Origin of the sequence: Pseudomonas sp. ACN5, assembly GCF_002303975.1 — a bacterium.
GTDB lineage: Bacteria > Pseudomonadota > Gammaproteobacteria > Pseudomonadales > Pseudomonadaceae > Aquipseudomonas > Aquipseudomonas laurylsulfatiphila.
The window spans coordinates 245,414-264,900 of sequence record NZ_MRCP01000003.1 but is presented as its reverse complement, the minus strand read 5'-3'; the positions used below and the strand labels follow the sequence as shown (position 1 = coordinate 264,900).

The window sequence follows — 19,487 nt, the reverse complement described above, 5'->3', positions numbered from 1 at the left end:
TACAATTTTTTATCACTGTACCGCTTGAAGCATCGCCGGGTCGGTCAAGGGCAACATCCAGCGCGCCTGCCCTTCTTTCAGTCCGCCACGTCGCGAACGATCCAGCACCCAGCCGCGCGCCTCGATCTGCTTGCCCTTGAGGCTTTCCAGCGAATTCACATCGAAACGCGCCAGCAGATTGGGTGCAACGCGCAATACAACCGAGTCCTGCAACTCGATCCAAACCCCACCTCGATTGCGCTGCACCTTGCTCACACGACCGCTGAGCACGGCAAAACCGGAAGTGACGATCTGCTCCGCCTTCAGTACAGGCGACTGGCGCCACACACCAAGCCCGGCCTGTCGAGCGTTGCGCTCTGCAGCTTGCTGACAGGCGACCAGATCGACATTCGGCGCCACGGCCACCTGGAAACCCAAGCCTTCGGCGAGCATTTGCGCTTCCAGGTTGGCGCCATCCGCGCCATAGACATGGGCCAGCGTGCGGCCGTAATGATCCTTGCTTTCTTTGCCGGGCACCAACCCGACTCGCCCGTCACTCGCCGCCACCAATGCCTCAAGGCGTTTGCGTGCGGCCACGGCGAAGGGTTCGTCGGAACGGCCCTGCTTGCCCAGCTCCGGCGTGTTCAAGCCAATCATGCGCACATTGCGGCCATCGCTCAGACGCAGGGTGTCGCCATCCACCACCCGCTGCACCGCGACGGACGTCAGGCCGCCTGGTGTCGGACAAATGGCCTGCGCGCCAGGCAGCCAAATCGCGGACACAAAAAAGGCGCCCGCGAGGGACGCCTTTTTCATCAGCATGGAAAAACCGCAGCGGCTTCCCAAGTTGATCGGCCTTAGGCCTTTTTCGCGCCGAAAGCACCGAAACGGTCTGCGAAACGCTGAACGCGGCCGCCAGTGTCCAGAGTCTTCTGCTTACCGGTGTAGAACGGGTGGCATTCGTTGCAAACGTCGATCGCCAGGGCTTTGCCGAAGGTCGAACGGGTTTCGAACTTGTTGCCGCAGCTGCAGGTAACAGCAACTGCCGGGTATTCTGGATGGATATCAGCTTTCATGGTGTTTTCCTCGGGCTAGCGTGCCGCCACCCAACACTATTGTTGAATACCGCACGTAATTAGGCCGCGGATTCTACCAGACAATCCTGTTCACGCAAGCTGTCGCTCAAACCAGTCGTCTGCTAGGCTCCCGGCCAAATCGCCGCCCCTGTGGGAGCGGGCTTGCTCGCGAAAGCGGTGTGTCAGGCTACTTAATGCTGACTGACACCCCGTCTTCGCGAGCAAGCCCGCTCCCACAGGTCGTAGCCCTGCTGTTTATTCCGCTGATCGAGATCCCCGCGTGCCCGACGCCATTCTGCGCCTCGCCCTGCCTTCGCCGCTGCGCCGCCTGTTCGACTACCGCGCTCCGGCCGGCGTCCTGCGTGCCCAACTGCACCCCGGCATGCGCCTGCGGGTACCGTTCGGCCGGCGCGAGATGATCGGGATTCTGGTGGAAGTCACCGATACCAGCGAAGTGGCGGCCGAGAAACTCAAGCCGGCCCTGGCCTTGCTCGACGCTACGCCACCGCTGCCGCCTGCGCTGTTCAAGCTGTGCCTGTGGACCTCCCAGTATTACCAGCACAGCCTCGGCGACACCTTGAGCTGGGCATTGCCGGTGCTGCTGCGCCAGGGTGAGCTGGCGGAGACGCGCCAGGAACGCTTCTGGTCTGCCACGCCAGGCGCCAGCCTCGATGATCCGCGCATCGCCCGCGCCCCGCGCCAGCGTGAAGCCCTGGCCACGCTGGCCCAGCATCCCCACGGCGTCGCCCATCAGTTGCTGAGCAAACTGATGCTGAGCAAGGACAGCCTGGACTTGCTGCTGGCCAAGGAGTTGGTGCAGGTCGAGATCCGTCGCCACGCCCCCGGTGCACGCCACGAACACTGGCTGGCGCAACCGGAACTGCCGCTGAACCCGGAGCAGCGCGCCGCCTATGAGGCCATTCGCGCCGGCTTCGACAGTTACCACGCGTTCCTGCTGGCCGGCGTCACCGGCAGCGGCAAGACCGAAGTCTATCTGCAGTTGATCCGCGAAACCCTCGAGGCCGGCAAGCAGGCACTGGTGCTGATCCCGGAAATCAACCTCGGCCCGCAGACCCTGGCGCGCTTCGAACAGCGCTTCAATGCCCGCATCGCGCTGATCCATTCGGCGGTCAATGATCGCGAACGCCTTGATGCCTGGCTGGCCGCCCGGGACGGCGAGGCCGACATCATTATCGGCACCCGTTCTGCCCTGTTCACGCCGATGAAGAACCCCGGCCTGATCATCATCGACGAAGAGCACGACGGTTCCTATAAACAGCAGGAAGGCTTGCGCTACCACGCCCGCGATCTGGCGCTGGTGCGGGCGCGACAGGAAAACATCCCGATCGTCCTCGGCTCCGCCACGCCCTCGCTGGAAAGCCTGCACAACGCCTACACCGGCCGCTACGGACTCTTGCGCTTGAACGAGCGCGCCGGTGGCGCCAAGCAGCCGCGTTTCCTGCGCCTGGACGTGAAAAGCCGCCCGCTGGACAGTGGCATTTCCGGGCCGATGCAGCAGGCCATCGGCCAGACCCTGGCCGCCGGGCAGCAGGTACTGGTGTTCCTCAACCGCCGCGGCTTCGCCCCGACCCTGCTGTGTCACGATTGCGGCTGGATGTCCGAGTGTCAGCGCTGCGATGCGCGAATGACCGTGCATCAGCGTTACGGCGAGCTGCGCTGCCACCACTGCGGCTACGTCGAACGCGTGCCGCGCCAGTGCCCGAAATGCAACAAGGTCGATCTGCGCCCCGTCGGCGCCGGCACCGAGCGGGCCGAGGAGCGCCTGGCGATTCTGTTCCCGGACTATCCGGTGCTGCGGGTCGACCGCGACAGCACATCGCGCAAGGACGCGATGAACCAGCTGTTCGCGACCATTCAGAAAGGCCAGCCGTGCATTCTGATCGGCACGCAAATGCTTGCCAAAGGCCACCACTTCCCCCGGGTGACGCTGGTGTCGATCCTCGACGCCGACGGCGGCCTGTTCTCCGGCGACTTCCGCGCCAGCGAGCGCATGGCGCAGTTGATCGTCCAGGTCGCCGGCCGCGCAGGCCGCGCCGAAGAGCCGGGCAAGGTGATTATCCAGACGCACCTGGCCGACCACCCGCTGCTGGTGCAACTGACCGAGCAAGGCTATTTCGCTTTCGCCGAACAGGCCCTGAGCGAACGCCGCGCGGCTGGCTTGCCGCCGTTTGCGCATTTGGCGTTGTTGCGGGCCGAAGCGCATAAACCGGGCCAGGCCGAAGGTTTTCTCGATGAGGCGTGCAGCGAGGCCGAGCGCTTGCTGGCCGAACAGGGTTTGACCGGGATCGAACTGTTGGGGCCGGTGCCGGCGCCGATGGAGCGACGGGCCGGGCGTTATCGTGCCCAGCTGTTGTTGCAGGCGACGGCCCGGGCGCCGCTGCATCGGTTGCTGGCCACTTGGTTGTTGGTGCTGGAGCAGATGCCGAGCGGTCGAGCGGTGCGTTGGTCGCTCGATGTTGACCCGGTCGATTTGTATTAATTTTGGGACTGCCTTCGCGAGCAAGCCCGCTCCCACAGTGGATCTCCGGGGGGAACTACATTTTGTATCCACCTCGAAACCTGTGGGAGCGGGCTTGCTCGCGAAGAGGCCCTAATTGTCACCACACATCCACAACCTGCCTGCTAAGGTTGGCAAGCCCGTCTTCGCAACGGATAATGCCCAGTTTTTCCACCAGCGCATGATGCGCCGCCGCGCCTGCGGTCGAAAGAGAAGACCATGAAAGACACCATTCGCCAGCTGATCCAACAAGCCATCACCCAACTCGTCAACGAAGGTGTGTTGCCTGAAGGCCTGTCGCCGGCGATCCAGGTGGAAAACTCCCGCGACAAGAAGAACGGCGACTTCGCCAGCAACATTGCCATGATGCTGGCCAAACCGGCCGGCATGAAGCCCCGCGATCTGGCGGAAAAAATCATCGCCGCGCTGCCGGCTGACGAAAACGTTTCCAAGACCGAAATCGCAGGTCCCGGCTTCCTGAACTTCTTCCAGAACACCGACGCCCTGGCGACCCGCCTGGACGCTGCCCTGGCCGATGACCACATCGGCGTGCGCAAGGCCGGCCCGGTACAGCGCACCGTGGTTGACCTGTCGGCACCGAACCTGGCCAAGGAGATGCACGTCGGCCACCTGCGCTCGACCATCATCGGCGACGGCGTGGCCCGCGTTCTCGAATTCCTCGGCGACACCGTGATCCGTCAGAACCACGTCGGCGACTGGGGCACCCAGTTCGGCATGCTGATGGCTTACCTGCAGGAAAACCCGATCACCAGCGACGAGCTGTCGGACCTGGAGAACTTCTACCGCGCCGCCAAGCAACGCTTCGACGAATCCGAAGAGTTTGCCGACCGCGCCCGTGGCCTGGTGGTCAAGCTGCAGGCCGGCGATGCCGACTGCCTGGCACTGTGGACCAAGTTCAAGGACATCTCGCTGTCGCACTGCCAGAAGATCTACGAACTGCTCAACGTCAAACTGACCATGGCCGACGTGATGGGCGAAAGTGCCTACAACGACGACCTGATCAACGTGGTCAACGATTTGAAGGCCGCTGGCATGCTGGTCGAGAGCAACGGCGCCCAGTGCGTGTTCCTCGACGAGTTCAAGAACGCCGACGGCGACCCGCTGCCGGTGATCATCGTCAAGGCTGACGGCGGCTATCTCTACGCCACCACCGACCTGGCGGCCGTGCGTTACCGCAGTGGCAAGCTCAAGGCCGATCGTGCGCTGTACTTCGTCGACCAGCGTCAGGCCCTGCACTTCCAGCAGGTGTTCGCCGTGGCGCGCAAAGCCGGTTTCGTGACCCATCCGATGGAAATGGAACACATGGGCTTCGGCACCATGAACGGCGCTGACGGCCGTCCGTTCAAGACCCGTGACGGCGGCACCGTGAAGTTGATCGACCTGCTGACCGAAGCCCAGGAGCGTGCCTACACCCTGGTCAAGGACAAGAACCCGGAGCTGGCCGAGGCCGAGTTGCGCAACATCGCCAAGGTCGTGGGCATCGGCGCAGTGAAATACGCCGACCTGTCCAAGCACCGCACCAGCGACTACAGCTTCAACTTCGACCTGATGCTCAACTTCGAAGGCAACACCGCGCCCTACCTGCTGTACGCCTACACCCGCGTGGCCGGCGTGTTCCGCAAACTCGGCAAGGACTTCAGCGAAGTCGACGGCCAGATCGTCCTCGAAGCGACGCACGAACACGAACTGGCAGCGAAGCTCGCGCAGTTCGGTGAAATCCTGAACAACGTGTCCGAAAAAGGCACCCCGCACATCCTCTGCACTTACCTGTACGACGTCGCCGGCCTGTTCTCCAGCTTCTACGAGAACTGCCCGATCCTTGCCGCCGACACCCCGGCACAAATGCAGAGCCGCCTGCGCCTGGCCGCGCTGACCGGACGCACCCTCAAGCAAGGCCTGGAACTCTTGGGCCTGGAAACTCTGGAGCGTATGTAAGTTGGCTGCCAAGAAAAAACCTGCACCCAAGCGTGGCGCCAGCCGTTACCAAGCTCCTGCAAAGCAACCGATCCCGGGCTGGCTGTGGATGGTCATCGGCCTGACGGTCGGCGCGTTCATCGTGTTCCTGATGAAGCTGGAACCGGGCAAGGGCAGCGACACGGTCAAGCGTGAAAAGGTCGAGCAACAGCAGAAAGCCAGCAAGATCGCCGAGGCCAACAAGACCCCGCCGAGCCCGACGCAACCGGTGAAGCCGAAGTACGACTTCTACACCTTGCTGCCGGAATCGGAAGTCATCGTGCCGCCGGATGCCGTGCCGGAAAAAACCCTGCCAACGCCGCAAGTGCCGGCCATCCCGACAACGCCGGTCACCCCGGCCGAAGCGGCGAAGATCGACACGGCTCGCGCCCAGGCTGCATTGGCCGGGATCACGCCGCCACCAGCGCCACCGGTCAAGGCTGCGCCTGTGACGAAGTTTTTCCTGCAGGCGGGCTCGTTCCGCAAAGAGACCGATGCGGACAAGGTTCGGGCGCAGATCATCCTGCTGGGCCAAGCCGTTTCGGTTGAGTCCGGTACGGTGAAGGACGAAACCTGGTATCGGGTATTAGTGGGTCCGTTCAGCAACCGTGAGCAACTGACCACGGCACAGAAACAACTGGCCGGCGCCGGTTTCAGCAATTTGTTGTTACAACAACGCCAGAACCGCTGATCGACTGCCACAGGCACCGTGTCATCGTTCTTCGTCGGAACGCCGCCCGGAGCAAGCCCGCTCCCACATTCGACCGCGATCCAATGTGGGAGCGGGCTTGCTCGCGAAGGGGCCTTGGCAAACACCAGCGCTCCCATCTGGCTCACACCACTCGTCCCCTCTCTCGCCTTACAGTTGAAAAACCCTCCACCACCCCCATATGAATGGGCATAAGGCATTTTCGCCCCGCTGCGTGGAGACTCTCCCCTTGACCACCATCGTTTCAGTTCGCCGCCACGGCAAAGTCGTCATGGGCGGCGACGGCCAGGTTTCCCTTGGTAATACCGTGATGAAAGGCAACGCGAAAAAAGTTCGCCGCCTGTACCACGGCCAGGTCATTGCCGGTTTTGCCGGTGCCACCGCCGACGCCTTTACCCTCTTCGAACGTTTCGAAGGCCAGCTTGAAAAACACCAGGGCCACCTGGTGCGCGCCGCCGTCGAACTCGCCAAAGAATGGCGCACCGACCGCTCCCTGAGCCGCCTTGAAGCCATGCTCGCGGTCGCCAACAAGGACGCCTCCCTGATCATTACCGGCAACGGTGACGTGGTCGAACCCGAAGACGGCCTGATCGCCATGGGTTCCGGTGGCGCCTACGCCCAGGCCGCGGCTAGCGCGCTGCTGAAAAAGACCGACCTGTCAGCCCGGGAAATTGTCGAAACCGCCCTCGGCATCGCCGGCGACATCTGCGTATTCACCAACCACACCCAGACCATTGAGGAGCAGGACTGCGCCGAGTAAGTCCGTGCAGCCACCGCACCACGGCTCATTCTTGCTTGAGGTCCACTGAATATTATGTCCATGACTCCCCGTGAAATCGTCCACGAACTCAACCGCCACATCATCGGCCAGGACGATGCCAAGCGCGCCGTCGCCATTGCCCTGCGCAACCGCTGGCGCCGCATGCAGCTGCCTGAAGAGCTGCGCGTTGAAGTCACGCCAAAGAACATCCTGATGATCGGCCCGACCGGCGTCGGCAAAACCGAGATCGCCCGTCGCCTGGCGAAACTGGCCAATGCGCCGTTCATCAAAGTTGAAGCGACCAAGTTCACTGAAGTCGGCTATGTCGGCCGCGACGTCGAATCGATCATTCGTGACCTGGCCGATGCCGCGATCAAGCTGCTGCGCGAGCAGGAAATCGTCAAGGTTCGCCACCGCGCCGAAGATGCCGCCGAAGAGCGCATCCTCGACGCCCTGCTGCCACCGGCGCGCATGGGCTTCAGCAACGACGACGCCCCGACTGCCGATTCCAACACCCGCCAGCTGTTCCGCAAGCGCCTGCGCGAAGGTCAGCTGGATGACAAGGAGATCGAAATCGAAGTCGCCGAAATGGCCGGCGTCGACATCTCCGCGCCACCGGGCATGGAAGAAATGACCAACCAGCTGCAAAGCCTGTTTGCCAACATGGGCAAGGGCAAGAAAAAAGCCCGCAAGCTCAAGGTCAAAGAAGCGCTGAAGATGGTGCGCGACGAAGAAGCCAGCCGCCTGGTCAACGATGAAGAGTTGAAGGCCAAGGCCCTGGAAGCCGTCGAGCAGCACGGTATCGTGTTCATCGACGAAATCGACAAGGTCGCCAAGCGTGGTAATTCCGGTGGCGTCGATGTATCCCGCGAAGGCGTGCAGCGCGACTTGCTGCCGCTGATCGAAGGCTGCACCGTCAACACCAAGCTGGGCATGGTCAAGACCGACCACATCCTGTTCATTGCTTCCGGTGCGTTCCACCTGAGCAAGCCGAGCGATCTGGTGCCCGAGCTGCAAGGCCGTCTGCCGATCCGTGTCGAACTCAAGGCCCTGAGCCCGGAAGACTTCGAACGCATCCTCAGCGAGCCTCACGCCTCGCTCACCGAGCAATACTGCGCACTGCTGAAAACCGAAGGCCTGGGCATCGAGTTCCAGCCGAGCGGCATCAAGCGCATCGCGGAGATCGCCTGGCAGGTCAACGAGAAGACCGAAAACATCGGTGCCCGTCGCCTGCACACCCTGCTCGAGCGCCTGCTCGAAGAGGTGTCGTTCAGCGCCGGCGACCTGGCCAGCACCCATGACGGCAAGGTGATCCAGATCGACGCCGACTACGTCAACAGCCACCTGGGCGAATTGGCGCAGAACGAAGACCTGTCCCGCTACATTCTGTAGAGCTGCAAGCTGCAAGCTGCAAGCTGAGTTAAGCTTGCAGCTTGTAGCTTCCGCCCAAGGCTCTTCCTATGCTTCCCACCGACATCAAGCTGCACAAAGCCTCGAAAACCCTGTCGCTGAAATACGCGTCCGGCGAGGAATACACCCTGCCCGCCGAGTTCCTGCGCGTGCACTCTCCTTCCGCCGAGGTCCAGGGCCACGGCAAACCCATCCTGCAATTTGGCAAGATCAACGTCGGCCTGACCAAGGTAGAACCGGCCGGTCAGTACGCACTGAAACTGACCTTCGATGACGGTCACGACAGCGGACTGTTCACCTGGGAATACCTCTACGAACTGGCGCGACGTTATGACGCACTTTGGGAGGATTATCTGGCCGAACTCAAAGCGGCCGGAAAAACCCGCGACCCGAACGAATCCGTCGTCAAGCTGATGCTCTAATCCGAGCCTCTTGCTCTTTAGAGGGCATTTTCTAATTTCATCTGTTTGAATGCTCCGCTTCAGGGCCGTCGATTGGCCTGCTTGCGAAAAAAATTAAACTCGGGTAACCAATGGAACTGGCAAGTTCCCTGCAGTGCTCACTGCGAACAAAAGCAGCGATGCAGTATTAACGGTCACCCGAGCAGCAGTACCTGGCATTGGTTGTGTGACTGCACAGCAGGCCCCGGGTACTCGTCTCAGGACATTGGAGCGTCGTAGATGAGTAACAAGAATAACGATGACTTGAAGCAACAAGCCTCCGAAAACACCTTGGGGCTGAATCCTGTCGTTGGATTGCGTGGAAAAGATCTACTGGCTTCTGCTCGCATGGTGCTCAGGCAGGCCATCAAACAACCGATCCATAGCGCCAGGCATGTCGCCCATTTCGGTCTTGAACTCAAGAACGTACTGCTCGGCAAATCCGAGCTTCTTCCGAATAGCGATGACCGTCGCTTTGCCGATCCGGCCTGGAGCCAGAACCCGCTCTACAAACGTTATTTGCAAACCTACCTGGCGTGGCGCAAGGAACTCCACGACTGGATCGATGACAGCAACCTGCCGGCTAAAGACGTCAGCCGCGGGCACTTCGTAATCAACCTCATGACCGAGGCCTTCGCCCCGACCAACACGGCGGCCAACCCGGCAGCGGTCAAACGTTTCTTCGAGACCGGCGGTAAAAGCCTGCTCGACGGCCTCTCGCATCTGGCCAAGGACCTGGTACACAACGGCGGCATGCCGAGCCAGGTCAACATGGGCGCATTCGAAGTCGGCAAGACCCTGGCCGTGACCGAAGGTGCCGTGGTGTTTCGCAACGACGTGCTGGAGCTGATCCAGTACAAGCCCACCACCGAACAGGTGCACGAGCGCCCTTTGCTGGTGGTGCCACCGCAAATCAACAAATTCTACGTTTTCGACCTCAGCCCGGAGAAAAGCCTGGCGCGGTTCTGCCTGCGCAGCAACGTGCAAACCTTCATCGTCAGCTGGCGCAATCCGACCAAGGAGCAGCGTGAGTGGGGCCTGTCGACTTACATCGAAGCGCTCAAGGAAGCGGTCGATGTGGTCACCGCGATCACCGGCAGCAAGGACGTGAACATGCTCGGCGCCTGCTCCGGCGGCATCACCTGCACCGCGCTGCTGGGCCATTACGCAGCGATTGGCGAGAACAAGGTCAACGCCCTCACGCTGCTGGTCAGTGTGCTCGACACTACCCTGGACAGCGATGTGGCGCTGTTCGTCGACGAACAAACCCTCGAAAGCGCCAAGCGCCACTCCTATCAGGCTGGCGTGCTGGAAGGCCGCGACATGGCGAAAGTCTTTGCCTGGATGCGCCCCAACGACCTGATCTGGAACTACTGGGTCAACAACTACCTGCTGGGCAACGAGCCACCGGTGTTCGACATCCTGTTCTGGAACAACGACACCACCCGGTTACCGGCTGCGTTCCACGGCGACCTGATTGAAATGTTCAAAAGCAATCCATTGATTCGTCCGAATGCACTGGAAGTGTGCGGCACACCGATCGACCTGAAGCAGGTCACCGCCGATATCTTTTCCCTGGCCGGGACCAGCGACCACATCACCCCGTGGCGCTCCTGCTACAAGTCGGCGCAACTGTTCGGCGGCAATGTTGAATTCGTGCTGTCCAGCAGCGGGCATATCCAGAGCATCCTGAACCCGCCGGGCAATCCGAAATCGCGCTACATGACCAGCACTGAAATGCCCGCCAACGCCGATGACTGGCAGGAAGAGTCGACCAAGCACGCCGATTCGTGGTGGCTGCATTGGCAGGCCTGGCAGGCACAGCGCTCGGGCAACCTGAAAAAAGCTCCGCTGAAACTGGGCAACAAGGCGTACCCGGCGGGCGAAGCTGCACCGGGCACTTACGTGCATGAGCGGTAACTGACACACCCGCCCCCCTGTAGGAGCGAGCTTGCTCGCGATGGACGTTAACGATAACGCGTTCTTTCCGGATTAACGCGTTGCGCTTGAGTTCATCGCGAGCAAGCTCGCTCCTACAGGGGATCGGGAAGAATTCGAGAGAACGACCCACAGGGCCTGAAGCATGCCGCAACCCTTCATATTCCGTACCGTCGACCTGGATGGCCAGACGCTCCGCACGGCGGTACGCCCCGGCAAGCCTCACTTGACGCCCCTGCTGATTTTCAACGGCATCGGCGCCAACCTGGAGCTGGTGTTCCCGTTCATTGCCGCGCTGGACCCGGACCTGGAAGTCATTGCCTTCGACGTACCCGGTGTCGGCGGTTCGTCGACGCCAAACCGGCCGTATCGTTTTCCGCGGCTGGCCAAGCTCACGGCGCGCATGCTCGACTATCTCGACTACGGGCAGGTCAACGTCATTGGCGTGTCCTGGGGTGGCGCCCTGGCCCAGCAGTTCGCGTATGACTATCCGGAGCGTTGCAAGAAACTCGTGCTGGCCGCCACGGCGGCTGGTGCGGTGATGGTGCCGGGCAAGCCGAAAGTGTTGTGGATGATGGCCAGCCCGCGACGCTACATCCAGCCGTCCCACGTAATCCGCATTGCACCGATGATCTACGGGGGTGCGTTCCGTCGCGACCCGACGCTGGCCGCCAGCCATGCGGCCAAGGTGCGCTCGGCGGGCAAGCTCGGTTACTACTGGCAACTGTTCGCCGGCCTCGGCTGGACCAGCATCCACTGGCTGCACAAGATCCGCCAGCCGACCCTAGTACTGGCCGGCGACGATGACCCGTTGATCCCGTTGGTCAACATGCGCTTGCTGGCCTGGCGGATTCCCAACGCCCAGTTGCACATCATCGATGACGGTCATCTGTTCCTGATTACCCGGGCCGAAGCGGTGGCCCCGATCATCATGAAATTCCTGGAGGAGGAGCGCCAGCGCGCGGTGATGCATCCGCGTCCGGCGCCATTGGGCAGTTAAAGCGCTGCCTCAGCGGTCGGCAGGACGCCACGCCGCGCAACAACCCGTTACAGCGTCTATGGTGTTCTGGTTCAGTGTGTTTGTTTTTGGCCTGAAGACGAAGGAGTGTTGAATCATGCGCGAGAAACCAGCGAGGGAGTCCTTAGCGACTCCCGCCGCGTTCATCAATGCACAGAGTGCGATTACCGGTCTGCGTGGCCGGGATCTGCTGTCGACCCTGCGCAGTGTGGCCGCCCATGGCTTGCGCAACCCACTGCACAGCGCCCGGCATGCCCTCAAACTCGGCGGTCAGCTTGGCCGCGTGCTGCTGGGCGAGACCCTGCACCCGACCAACCCGCACGACGCTCGCTTCGCCGACCCGGCGTGGAGCCTCAACCCGTTTTATCGCCGTAGCCTGCAGGCCTATCTGAGCTGGCAGAAGCAGGTCAAAAGCTGGATCGACGAGAGCAACATGAGCCCGGACGACCGCGCCCGCGCCCACTTCGCCTTCACCTTGTTCAACGACGCCGTATCGCCCTCCAACACCCTGCTCAACCCACTGGCGGTCAAGGAGCTGTTCAATTCCGGCGGTAACAGCCTGGTGCGAGGCATCGGCCATCTGGTGGACGATCTGCTGCATAACGACGGCCTGCCCCGGCAAGTCACCAAGCAAGCGTTCGAGGTCGGCAGGACAGTCGCCACTACTACCGGCGCCGTGGTGTTCCGCAACGAGCTGCTGGAGTTGATCCAGTACAAGCCGATGAGCGAAAAGCAGTATTCCAAGCCCCTGCTGGTGGTGCCGCCGCAAATCAACAAGTACTACATTTTCGACCTGAGCCCGCACAACAGTTTCGCCCAGTACGCCCTTAAAAACGGCCTGCAAACCTTCATGATCAGCTGGCGCAATCCCGATGTGCGTCACCGCGAATGGGGGCTCTCGACCTACGTCGAAGCCGTGGAAGAAGCGATGAATGTCTGCCGGGCGATTACCGGCGCACGGGAGGTCAACCTGATGGGCGCCTGCGCCGGCGGGCTGACCATTGCCGCGCTGCAAGGTCATTTGCAGGCCAAACGGCAGCTGCGCAGGGTGTCCAGCGCGACCTATCTGGTGAGCCTGCTCGACAGTCAACTGGACAGCCCCGCTACGCTGTTCGCCGACGAGCAGACACTGGAGGCTGCCAAGCGCCGCTCCTATCAGAAAGGTGTGCTGGACGGCCGTGACATGGCCAAGGTCTTTGCCTGGATGCGCCCCAACGACTTGATCTGGAGCTATTTCGTCAACAACTATCTGTTGGGCAAGGAGCCACCGGCGTTCGACATCCTCTACTGGAACAACGACAACACGCGCCTGCCAGCCGCCCTGCATGGCGACCTGCTGGACTTCTTCAAGCACAACCCGCTGACCCACCCGGGCGGACTGGAAGTGTGTGGCACGCCGATCGATTTGCAGAAGGTCACCGTCGACAGCTTCAGCGTCGCCGGCATCAACGATCACATCACACCGTGGGATGCGGTGTATCGCTCAACGCTGTTGCTCGGTGGCGAACGGCGCTTCGTGCTGTCCAACAGCGGTCATGTGCAGAGCATCCTCAACCCGCCGAGCAACCCAAAAGCCAACTACGTCGAGAACGGCAAACTGAGCAGCGACCCCCGCGCCTGGTATTACGACGCCAGGCATGTCGACGGCAGTTGGTGGACCCAATGGCTGAGCTGGATTCAGGAACGCTCCGGCGCGCAGAAGGAAACCCACATGGCGCTCGGCAACCAGAACTACCCACCGATGGAGGCAGCACCCGGTACTTACGTGCGCGTGCGCTGACGTTCAACGAGCCACGGCCGCTGCCGGCCGTGGCAAGACCCGATCATTAAGAAGACTGGATGAAAACCCGCGACCGGATCCTCGAATGTGCCCTGCAGTTGTTCAATCAGAAGGGCGAACCGAATGTCTCCACCATGGAAGTTGCCAATGAAATGGGCATCAGCCCGGGCAACCTCTACTACCACTTTCATGGCAAGGAACCGCTGATACTCGGGCTGTTCGAGCGCTTCCAATGTGAACTGCAACCGCTGCTCGACCCACCGTCCGACGTCGAATTGGGCCCCGAAGATTACTGGTTGTTCCTGCATCTGATCGTCGAGCGCCTGTCCCATTACCGGTTTCTGTTCCAGGACCTGTCGAACCTCGCCGGACGCCTGCCGAAACTGGCCAAGGGTATTCGCAACCTGCTCAATGCACTCAAGCGCACACTGGCGTCGTTGCTCGCACGATTGAAGGCTCAAGGGCAATTGGTCAGCGACACTCAGGCGTTAGGGCAACTGGTGGAACAGATCACCATGACCCTGCTGTTTTCACTGGATTACCAGCGAATTCTCGATCGCGAAGGCGAGGTGCGGCTGGTGGTTTACCAGATCATGATGCTGGTGGCGCCACACTTGCTGCCAGCAATGAAGGCTGCGACCGAACAGATGGCGATGGCGTATCTGGAAGACCACGGATAACCCTGGTCACAACTATCCCCTGTGGGAGCGGGCTTGCTCGCGAAGGCTGTTCATCATTCAGCATTGATATCGGCTGACATACCGCTTTCGCGAGCAAGCCCGCTCCCACAGGGGATCTCTGTCGTGCTCCAGGGTGCATTCACAAACAAAAACGCCCGACCTTGGCAGGCCGGGCGTTTTCTTGAGCCCTGAAAATCAGGACTGACTGGTTGGCGTCGATGGAGCTGGCGCGGCAGTCGGTGTGACAGCAGGGGTTGGCGCGGTCGCGGAGTTCGAGGCGCTGACCGGAGCGGCTGCCGGGGTTGCCGGGGTTGCCGGCTTGGCAGCTGCTACTGCTGGTTTTGGCGCGGCGGCTTTTGGAGCTGCCGGCTTCTTCACTGCAGGTTTTTTCGCAGCAGCAGGTTTGGCTGCCGGCTTGGCGGCGGGTTTTGCTGCAGCTGTTTTAGCCGCAGGCTTGGCTGCGGCTGGCTTGGCAGCCGGTTTGGCGACAGCTTTCGCCGCAGCCGGTTTGGCCGCTGGCTTGGCGGCTGCAGTTTTAGCGGCAGGTTTGGCAGCAGGTTTAGCCGCTGCTTTTGCCAGTGGTTTGGCAGCCGTTTTCGCGGCTGGCTTGGCGGCGGCAGTCTTGGCAGCAGGCTTGGCTGCCGCGGTTTTCGCCGCAACAGGCGCGACCTTGGCACCGGTCAGTTTTTCGATTTGCTTGGTCAGGGTCTCGACCTTGCTGTGCAGTGCCTTGACTTCGTTGCGGCTCGGTACGCCCAGACGCGAGATGGCACTGTTCAGACGCTTGTCGAAAGCACCTTCCAGCTCATCCCACTTGCCCAGTGCGCGATCTTTCACGCCGCTGATGCGCGATTTGGCCGAAGAAGCGGAGTCCTTGGCGGCGTCGACTGTCTTGCCAACAGCGCTCTTGGTGAGCTTCTCGGCTTTCTCGCCGTCCTTAACCAATGCATCGAAGAGTTTGCTGCCGTCAGTGTCGATCTTCGAGTACACGCCTAAACCAGCCAGCCAGATTTTTCGGGAGTAATCTTCAACCTTCCCGATCCACGAGCTGCCTTCTTTTTCGGTTTTCTTTTTAACAGCCATCCCGTTCTCCTTAAGATTTACGCGCGACACGTTCGAGCAATGCCGTCAGCTCATCGAGCTTAGCAGAGAGTGTCTCAACGTCATGTTTAGACGGAATGCCGATACGATTCAAGGCACTTGCGACACGCGTGTCGAACGCTTTCTCGACCTTGTCGAGTTGAACTTCGACACGGCCTTTGAAAGTGCTGACTTCACTCTTGACTTCAACGATCTCGGCATTGGCCGCTTCAAGTTTCTCAGCGACTACTTTTTTGCCTTTCTTTTCAACGACCTGACCAGCCTTGATCAGCTCTTGAAAGTATTCGCTGCCCTCTTGGCCGACCTTGGCGTAGGCGCCCAGGCCTGCCAGCCAGATCTTGCGGGCATAGGATTTGACGTCGCCCAGCGCGCTGGTCGATGCGTCGATTTTTTTCTTCAAAATAACTTTGGCCATGGTGCACCTCACGCGCAGAAGGTTTGAGGAACTGCCCGGATAAGTGTCGGGCTCTGGCACAAAGTAGGGAGAAAAATTAGAAACGGCACCCTAACAAATGACATAAAAGGCCGGGCGTACCACAAAACAAATGTGGGAGCGGGCTTGCTCGCGAAGACGGTGGGTCAGTTGATAAAAATTTCACTGGCACACCGCCTTCGCGAGCAAGCCCGCTCCCACAGGGGATCTCATTTCAACCAGAAAATCAGACCAGGGCCTTATCCAGCGCCTTTTCGATTTCCGCTTTGATCATGCCGCTCATGGCCGACATCATCAGGCCCAGTTCCACATCGACCTTGATCGAATCTTCACTGACATGCACCGCACCCTTCACACCCGAGCGCTTGAGGTTCAGGGTGTCGCCAGACCACTGCGGCTCCAGGCCATACTGATCGGAAAGTTTCTGCGCCAGCTTGTCGGCCTTCACGCGAGCCGCTTCCTTGCCCAGGCCGTGGGCACGTTCAACACTAATACGGGCCATTGAATGACTCCTGCTTTATGGATGCTTTCCCGGGGCATCTTGACCTCTGCTGCGTCAAAACGTCCCGATGGTTGCCCATCTTACCTTCAGCCTTGCCAAGACAAAGCATGCCTTGGGGATTAGAATGTCGCGCATTCTCTTTTGGTGACAGCGATATGACTGATCAGCGCAAAGGCAGCGATGCCGAACCCACCACTCACTTCGGCTTCAAAAACGTTCCGGAAAGCCAGAAAGCGGAAAAAGTCGCTGAGGTTTTCCATTCGGTAGCCGCCAAGTACGACCTGATGAACGACCTTCTGTCGGGCGGCATGCACCGTCTGTGGAAGCGTTTCGCGATCGAACTGTCGGGCGTTCGCGTCGGCAATCGCGTGCTCGACATCGCTGGCGGCACCGGCGACCTGACCCGGAAGTTCTCGCACCTGGTAGGCCCGACCGGCCAGGTCGTACTGGCCGACATCAACGAGTCCATGCTCAAGGTTGGCCGTGACCGCCTGCTGGACCTCGGTGTGGCCGGCAACGTCGAATTCGTCCAGGCCGATGCGGAAAAACTGCCGTTCCCGGACAACCATTTCGACTGCGTGACCATCGCCTTCGGCCTGCGCAACGTGACCCACAAGGAAGACGCCCTGCGCTCGATGCTGCGCGTGCTCAAGCCGGGTGGCCGCCTGCTGGTGCTGGAATTCTCCAAGCCGACCAACGCGCTGATGTCCAAGGCCTACGACGCCTATTCGTTCGCCTTCATGCCGCTGATGGGCAAGCTGATCACCAACGACTCGGAAAGCTATCGCTACCTGGCCGAATCGATCCGCATGCACCCGAACCAGGAAACCCTGAAGTCGATGATGGTCGAGGCCGGCTTCGACCGCGTGACCTATCACAACATGACCGCAGGCATCGTTGCCCTGCACCGCGGCATCAAGCCCTGATGCTGCTCGCCGGCCTGCTCGCCAGCGTTGAACTCGGCCTGAACCGGGTGCTGCGCCTCGACAGCACGGCGCTGCCGCGACTGGCGCATCTGACCGGCAAAGTGATTGCCGTCGATTGCCGCAGCCCGGCGCTGCACCTGTTCATCCTGCCCAGCGACGAAGGCCTGATGCTCGCCTCCCAGTGGGAAACCGGCGCCGACTGCACCTTGCGTGCACCGGCCTCAAGCCTGTTGAAACTGGCCATGAGCAAGGACAAGACTTCCGTCCTGCACGCCCCTGAAGTCGAACTCGATGGCGACAGCGGCGTGCTGCTGGAGCTGGCGGCGATCCTCCAGGACCTGGAGCTGGACTGGGAGTACGAGCTCTCGCGCTGGCTGGGTCCGGTCGCCACGCAACTGGTCGGCGGCCACCTGCGCAGTCGCGCCCGCTGGTACCAGCAAGGCTTCGCCAGCCTGGGCCAGAACCTGGGCGAATACCTGGCCGAAGAATCGCGCACCCTTGTCGGTCAGCGCGAAGCCGAAGCCCGATTCAGTGAACTGGACCAGATCAAGCTCGATCTGGAACGTCTCGAGGCGCGTTTCGAGCGCCTTTCCCGATCCCTCGACCCAAGCGATAACGCATGAAGCTGCTTGCCGTCCGCCGTTTGTTGCGCATCCAGCGCGTCGTGATCCGCTACCGCCTCGATGACCTGCTGTTCGCCCTGCCGTTGCCCTGGTTTCTGCGGGCTCTGCGCCACGCCTTGCCGTGGCGCTGGTTCCCGCGCAAGACCCTCGACCTGAGCCGTGGCGCGCGCCTGCGCCTGGCGTTGCAGGACCTGGGGCCGATCTTCATCAAGTTCGGGCAGATCCTGTCCACACGCCGCGACCTGCTGCCAGAAGACATCGCCGATGAGCTGATGAAGCTGCAGGACCGCGTGCCGCCGTTCGACTCGCAAGTGTCGGTCAAGCTGATCGAAGAACAGCTGGGCAAGAAAATCAGCGACGTGTTCAGCCGTTTCGATGTCGAGCCGCTGGCCTCGGCTTCGGTGGCGCAGGTGCATGCCGCGCAACTGAAAACCGGTGAAGAAGTGGTGGTCAAGGTGATCCGCCCCGGTCTCAAACCGGTGATCGCCCAGGACCTGGCATGGCTGTTCATCCTCGCCCGCGCCGCCGAAAAACTCTCCGCCGATGCGCGCCTGCTGCACCCGGTGGACGTGGTCAGCGATTACGAAAAAACCATCTACGACGAACTCGACCTGCTGCGCGAGGCGGCCAATGCCAGCCAGTTGAAGCGCAACTTCGAAGGCTCGCCGCTGCTGTACGTGCCGCAAGTCTATTGGGACTGGTGCCGACCGAAAGTCCTGGTGATGGAGCGCATCTACGGTATCCAGGTCACCGATCTGGCAACCCTGGCCGACCAGCGCACCGACATGAAAATGCTCGCCGAGCGTGGCGTGGAGATTTTCTTCACCCAGGTGTTCCGCGACAGCTTCTTCCACGCCGACATGCACCCCGGCAACATCTTCGTCAGCACCGTGAATCCGTGGAGTCCGCAGTACATTGCCATCGACTGCGGCATCGTCGGCAGCCTGACCCCGGAAGACCAGGATTACCTGGCACGCAACCTGTTCGCCTTCTTCAAGCGTGATTATCGTCGCGTGGCGCAGTTGCACATCGATTCGGGCTGGGTGCCGGCGGAAACCAAGCTCAACGAATTCGAAGCGGCGATCCGTACCGTGTGCGAGCCGATCTTCGAAAAACCGTTAAAAGATATTTCCTTCGGTCAGGTGCTGATGCGCCTGTTCCAGACCGCTCGGCGCTTCAACATGGAGGTTCAACCGCAGTTGGTTCTGCTGCAAAAAACCTTGTTGAACATCGAGGGCCTGGGCCGTCAGCTATACCCGGACCTCGACCTGTGGAACACCGCGCAGCCGTTCCTCGAACGCTGGATGCGCGAGCGGGTCAGCCCCAAAGCCCTGCTCGGCAACGTGCAGAGCCAGTTCGAACAGATCCCGCACCTGGCCAACATGGCCCGCGACCTGCTCGAACGCGTGTCCCAGCCCCACGCCTACGATCCGCCGCCAGCGTGGCACCGACGCCGGGACGACTGGTTCCTGCGCCTGCTCGGTACGGCCCATCTGGCCGGTGGCGCCATCCTTGCCGCTGGCGGGCCACTGAATCAGCTGGACTATTGGCCAGCTGGCATCATGATGGCGGTCGGTTTGTATCTGGTCGTGCGTCGATAGCATGTATCAGCTGCAAGTT

The 19,487-nt window shown here is 61.2% G+C and carries 18 protein-coding genes; 13 read left to right on the top strand and 5 right to left on the bottom strand.

Features of this window, described 5'->3' with window-relative positions:
* Nucleotides 1–12: 12 nt before the first annotated feature.
* Nucleotides 13–801, bottom strand: a complete 789-nt coding sequence (locus BSF40_RS07335; protein WP_095964612.1) for a thermonuclease family protein — start codon at nucleotides 799–801, stop codon at nucleotides 13–15.
* Nucleotides 802–836: 35 nt separating this feature from the next.
* The gene (gene rpmE / locus BSF40_RS07330; protein ID WP_008047849.1) at nucleotides 837–1,055 is read right to left on the bottom strand and encodes a 50S ribosomal protein L31; all 219 of its coding nucleotides are present in this window, start codon (nucleotides 1,053–1,055) and stop codon (nucleotides 837–839) included.
* A 280-nt stretch (nucleotides 1,056–1,335) separates the two neighbouring features.
* Between rpmE and BSF40_RS07325 the strand changes: the two genes are divergently transcribed.
* From BSF40_RS07325 to BSF40_RS07280, 10 genes are all read left to right on the top strand, one after another.
* Nucleotides 1,336–3,555: a primosomal protein N' gene (locus BSF40_RS07325; protein ID WP_095964611.1), complete on the top strand. Its 2,220-nt coding sequence runs from the start codon at nucleotides 1,336–1,338 to the stop codon at nucleotides 3,553–3,555.
* Nucleotides 3,556–3,792: 237 nt separating this feature from the next.
* Nucleotides 3,793–5,529: an arginine--tRNA ligase gene (gene argS, locus BSF40_RS07320; RefSeq protein ID WP_095964610.1), complete on the top strand. Its 1,737-nt coding sequence runs from the start codon at nucleotides 3,793–3,795 to the stop codon at nucleotides 5,527–5,529.
* A 1-nt stretch (nucleotide 5,530) separates the two neighbouring features.
* Entirely contained in the window at nucleotides 5,531–6,238 is a 708-nt protein-coding gene (locus BSF40_RS07315; RefSeq protein ID WP_095964609.1) for an SPOR domain-containing protein, read from the top strand.
* Between the two features lie 247 nt (nucleotides 6,239–6,485).
* Nucleotides 6,486–7,016: an ATP-dependent protease subunit HslV gene (gene hslV / locus BSF40_RS07310; protein WP_007975582.1), complete on the top strand. Its 531-nt coding sequence runs from the start codon at nucleotides 6,486–6,488 to the stop codon at nucleotides 7,014–7,016.
* Between the two features lie 54 nt (nucleotides 7,017–7,070).
* The gene (gene hslU, locus BSF40_RS07305; protein WP_007975581.1) at nucleotides 7,071–8,408 is read left to right on the top strand and encodes an HslU--HslV peptidase ATPase subunit; all 1,338 of its coding nucleotides are present in this window, start codon (nucleotides 7,071–7,073) and stop codon (nucleotides 8,406–8,408) included.
* Nucleotides 8,409–8,476: 68 nt separating this feature from the next.
* Nucleotides 8,477–8,848 carry a gamma-butyrobetaine hydroxylase-like domain-containing protein gene (locus tag BSF40_RS07300; protein WP_095964608.1) on the top strand — a complete coding sequence of 124 codons (372 nt, stop codon included), beginning with the start codon at nucleotides 8,477–8,479 and terminating at the stop codon, nucleotides 8,846–8,848.
* A 258-nt stretch (nucleotides 8,849–9,106) separates the two neighbouring features.
* Nucleotides 9,107–10,786: a class II poly(R)-hydroxyalkanoic acid synthase gene (gene phaC, locus BSF40_RS07295; protein ID WP_095964607.1), complete on the top strand. Its 1,680-nt coding sequence runs from the start codon at nucleotides 9,107–9,109 to the stop codon at nucleotides 10,784–10,786.
* Nucleotides 10,787–10,949: 163 nt separating this feature from the next.
* On the top strand, nucleotides 10,950–11,804 hold the full coding sequence (phaZ, locus tag BSF40_RS07290; protein WP_095964606.1) for a poly(3-hydroxyalkanoate) depolymerase: 855 nt from the start codon (nucleotides 10,950–10,952) through the stop codon (nucleotides 11,802–11,804).
* Between the two features lie 115 nt (nucleotides 11,805–11,919).
* Entirely contained in the window at nucleotides 11,920–13,602 is a 1,683-nt protein-coding gene (gene phaC / locus BSF40_RS07285) for a class II poly(R)-hydroxyalkanoic acid synthase (protein ID WP_095964605.1), read from the top strand.
* A gap of 59 nt (nucleotides 13,603–13,661) precedes the next feature.
* Nucleotides 13,662–14,282, top strand: coding sequence for a TetR/AcrR family transcriptional regulator (locus BSF40_RS07280; RefSeq protein ID WP_095964604.1), 621 nt, complete (start codon nucleotides 13,662–13,664; stop codon nucleotides 14,280–14,282).
* A gap of 195 nt (nucleotides 14,283–14,477) precedes the next feature.
* Here the strand turns inward: BSF40_RS07280 and BSF40_RS07275 are convergent, their stop codons facing one another.
* From BSF40_RS07275 to BSF40_RS07265, 3 genes are all read right to left on the bottom strand, one after another.
* The gene (locus tag BSF40_RS07275) at nucleotides 14,478–15,365 is read right to left on the bottom strand and encodes a phasin family protein (protein ID WP_095964603.1); all 888 of its coding nucleotides are present in this window, start codon (nucleotides 15,363–15,365) and stop codon (nucleotides 14,478–14,480) included.
* Between the two features lie 10 nt (nucleotides 15,366–15,375).
* The gene (locus BSF40_RS07270; protein WP_095964602.1) at nucleotides 15,376–15,798 is read right to left on the bottom strand and encodes a phasin family protein; all 423 of its coding nucleotides are present in this window, start codon (nucleotides 15,796–15,798) and stop codon (nucleotides 15,376–15,378) included.
* A gap of 244 nt (nucleotides 15,799–16,042) precedes the next feature.
* A complete protein-coding gene (locus BSF40_RS07265) occupies nucleotides 16,043–16,318 on the bottom strand; it encodes a polyhydroxyalkanoic acid system family protein (RefSeq protein WP_095964601.1) in 276 nt (91 codons plus the stop codon).
* A gap of 155 nt (nucleotides 16,319–16,473) precedes the next feature.
* Here BSF40_RS07265 and ubiE point away from each other — a divergent pair, with 155 nt between their 5' ends.
* Genes ubiE through ubiB form a run of 3 tightly spaced genes read left to right on the top strand, consistent with a single transcriptional unit; the run spans nucleotide 16,474 to nucleotide 19,468 of the window.
* On the top strand, nucleotides 16,474–17,244 hold the full coding sequence (gene ubiE, locus BSF40_RS07260; RefSeq protein ID WP_095964600.1) for a bifunctional demethylmenaquinone methyltransferase/2-methoxy-6-polyprenyl-1,4-benzoquinol methylase UbiE: 771 nt from the start codon (nucleotides 16,474–16,476) through the stop codon (nucleotides 17,242–17,244).
* On the top strand, nucleotides 17,244–17,867 hold the full coding sequence (locus BSF40_RS07255) for an SCP2 domain-containing protein (RefSeq protein ID WP_015093123.1): 624 nt from the start codon (nucleotides 17,244–17,246) through the stop codon (nucleotides 17,865–17,867). Before ubiE ends, BSF40_RS07255 begins: the two co-directional genes overlap by 1 nt.
* Nucleotides 17,864–19,468 (top strand): ubiquinone biosynthesis regulatory protein kinase UbiB, encoded by a 1,605-nt coding sequence (gene ubiB / locus BSF40_RS07250; RefSeq protein ID WP_095964599.1) that lies wholly within the window; start codon nucleotides 17,864–17,866, stop codon nucleotides 19,466–19,468. The genes BSF40_RS07255 and ubiB overlap by 4 nt, the downstream gene beginning before the upstream one ends.
* The last annotated feature ends 19 nt before the right edge of the window (nucleotides 19,469–19,487 follow it).

What these genes read in the sequence shown, in the direction of transcription:
- phaZ (WP_095964606.1), top strand. Translation starts at nt 10,950, where the DNA reads ATGCCGCAACCCTTCATATTCCGTACCGTCGACCTGGATGGCCAGACG.
- hslU (WP_007975581.1), top strand. Translation starts at nt 7,071, where the DNA reads ATGTCCATGACTCCCCGTGAAATCGTCCACGAACTCAACCGCCACATC.
- BSF40_RS07270 (WP_095964602.1), bottom strand. Translation starts at nt 15,798, where the DNA reads ATGGCCAAAGTTATTTTGAAGAAAAAAATCGACGCATCGACCAGCGCG.
- argS (WP_095964610.1), top strand. Translation starts at nt 3,793, where the DNA reads ATGAAAGACACCATTCGCCAGCTGATCCAACAAGCCATCACCCAACTC.
- BSF40_RS07280 (WP_095964604.1), top strand. Translation starts at nt 13,662, where the DNA reads ATGAAAACCCGCGACCGGATCCTCGAATGTGCCCTGCAGTTGTTCAAT.
- BSF40_RS07275 (WP_095964603.1), bottom strand. Translation starts at nt 15,365, where the DNA reads ATGGCTGTTAAAAAGAAAACCGAAAAAGAAGGCAGCTCGTGGATCGGG.
- BSF40_RS07300 (WP_095964608.1), top strand. Translation starts at nt 8,477, where the DNA reads ATGCTTCCCACCGACATCAAGCTGCACAAAGCCTCGAAAACCCTGTCG.
- ubiB (WP_095964599.1), top strand. Translation starts at nt 17,864, where the DNA reads ATGAAGCTGCTTGCCGTCCGCCGTTTGTTGCGCATCCAGCGCGTCGTG.
- BSF40_RS07335 (WP_095964612.1), bottom strand. Translation starts at nt 801, where the DNA reads ATGCTGATGAAAAAGGCGTCCCTCGCGGGCGCCTTTTTTGTGTCCGCG.
- phaC (WP_095964605.1), top strand. Translation starts at nt 11,920, where the DNA reads ATGCGCGAGAAACCAGCGAGGGAGTCCTTAGCGACTCCCGCCGCGTTC.
- rpmE (WP_008047849.1), bottom strand. Translation starts at nt 1,055, where the DNA reads ATGAAAGCTGATATCCATCCAGAATACCCGGCAGTTGCTGTTACCTGC.
- ubiE (WP_095964600.1), top strand. Translation starts at nt 16,474, where the DNA reads ATGACTGATCAGCGCAAAGGCAGCGATGCCGAACCCACCACTCACTTC.
- BSF40_RS07265 (WP_095964601.1), bottom strand. Translation starts at nt 16,318, where the DNA reads ATGGCCCGTATTAGTGTTGAACGTGCCCACGGCCTGGGCAAGGAAGCG.
- phaC (WP_095964607.1), top strand. Translation starts at nt 9,107, where the DNA reads ATGAGTAACAAGAATAACGATGACTTGAAGCAACAAGCCTCCGAAAAC.
- BSF40_RS07255 (WP_015093123.1), top strand. Translation starts at nt 17,244, where the DNA reads ATGCTGCTCGCCGGCCTGCTCGCCAGCGTTGAACTCGGCCTGAACCGG.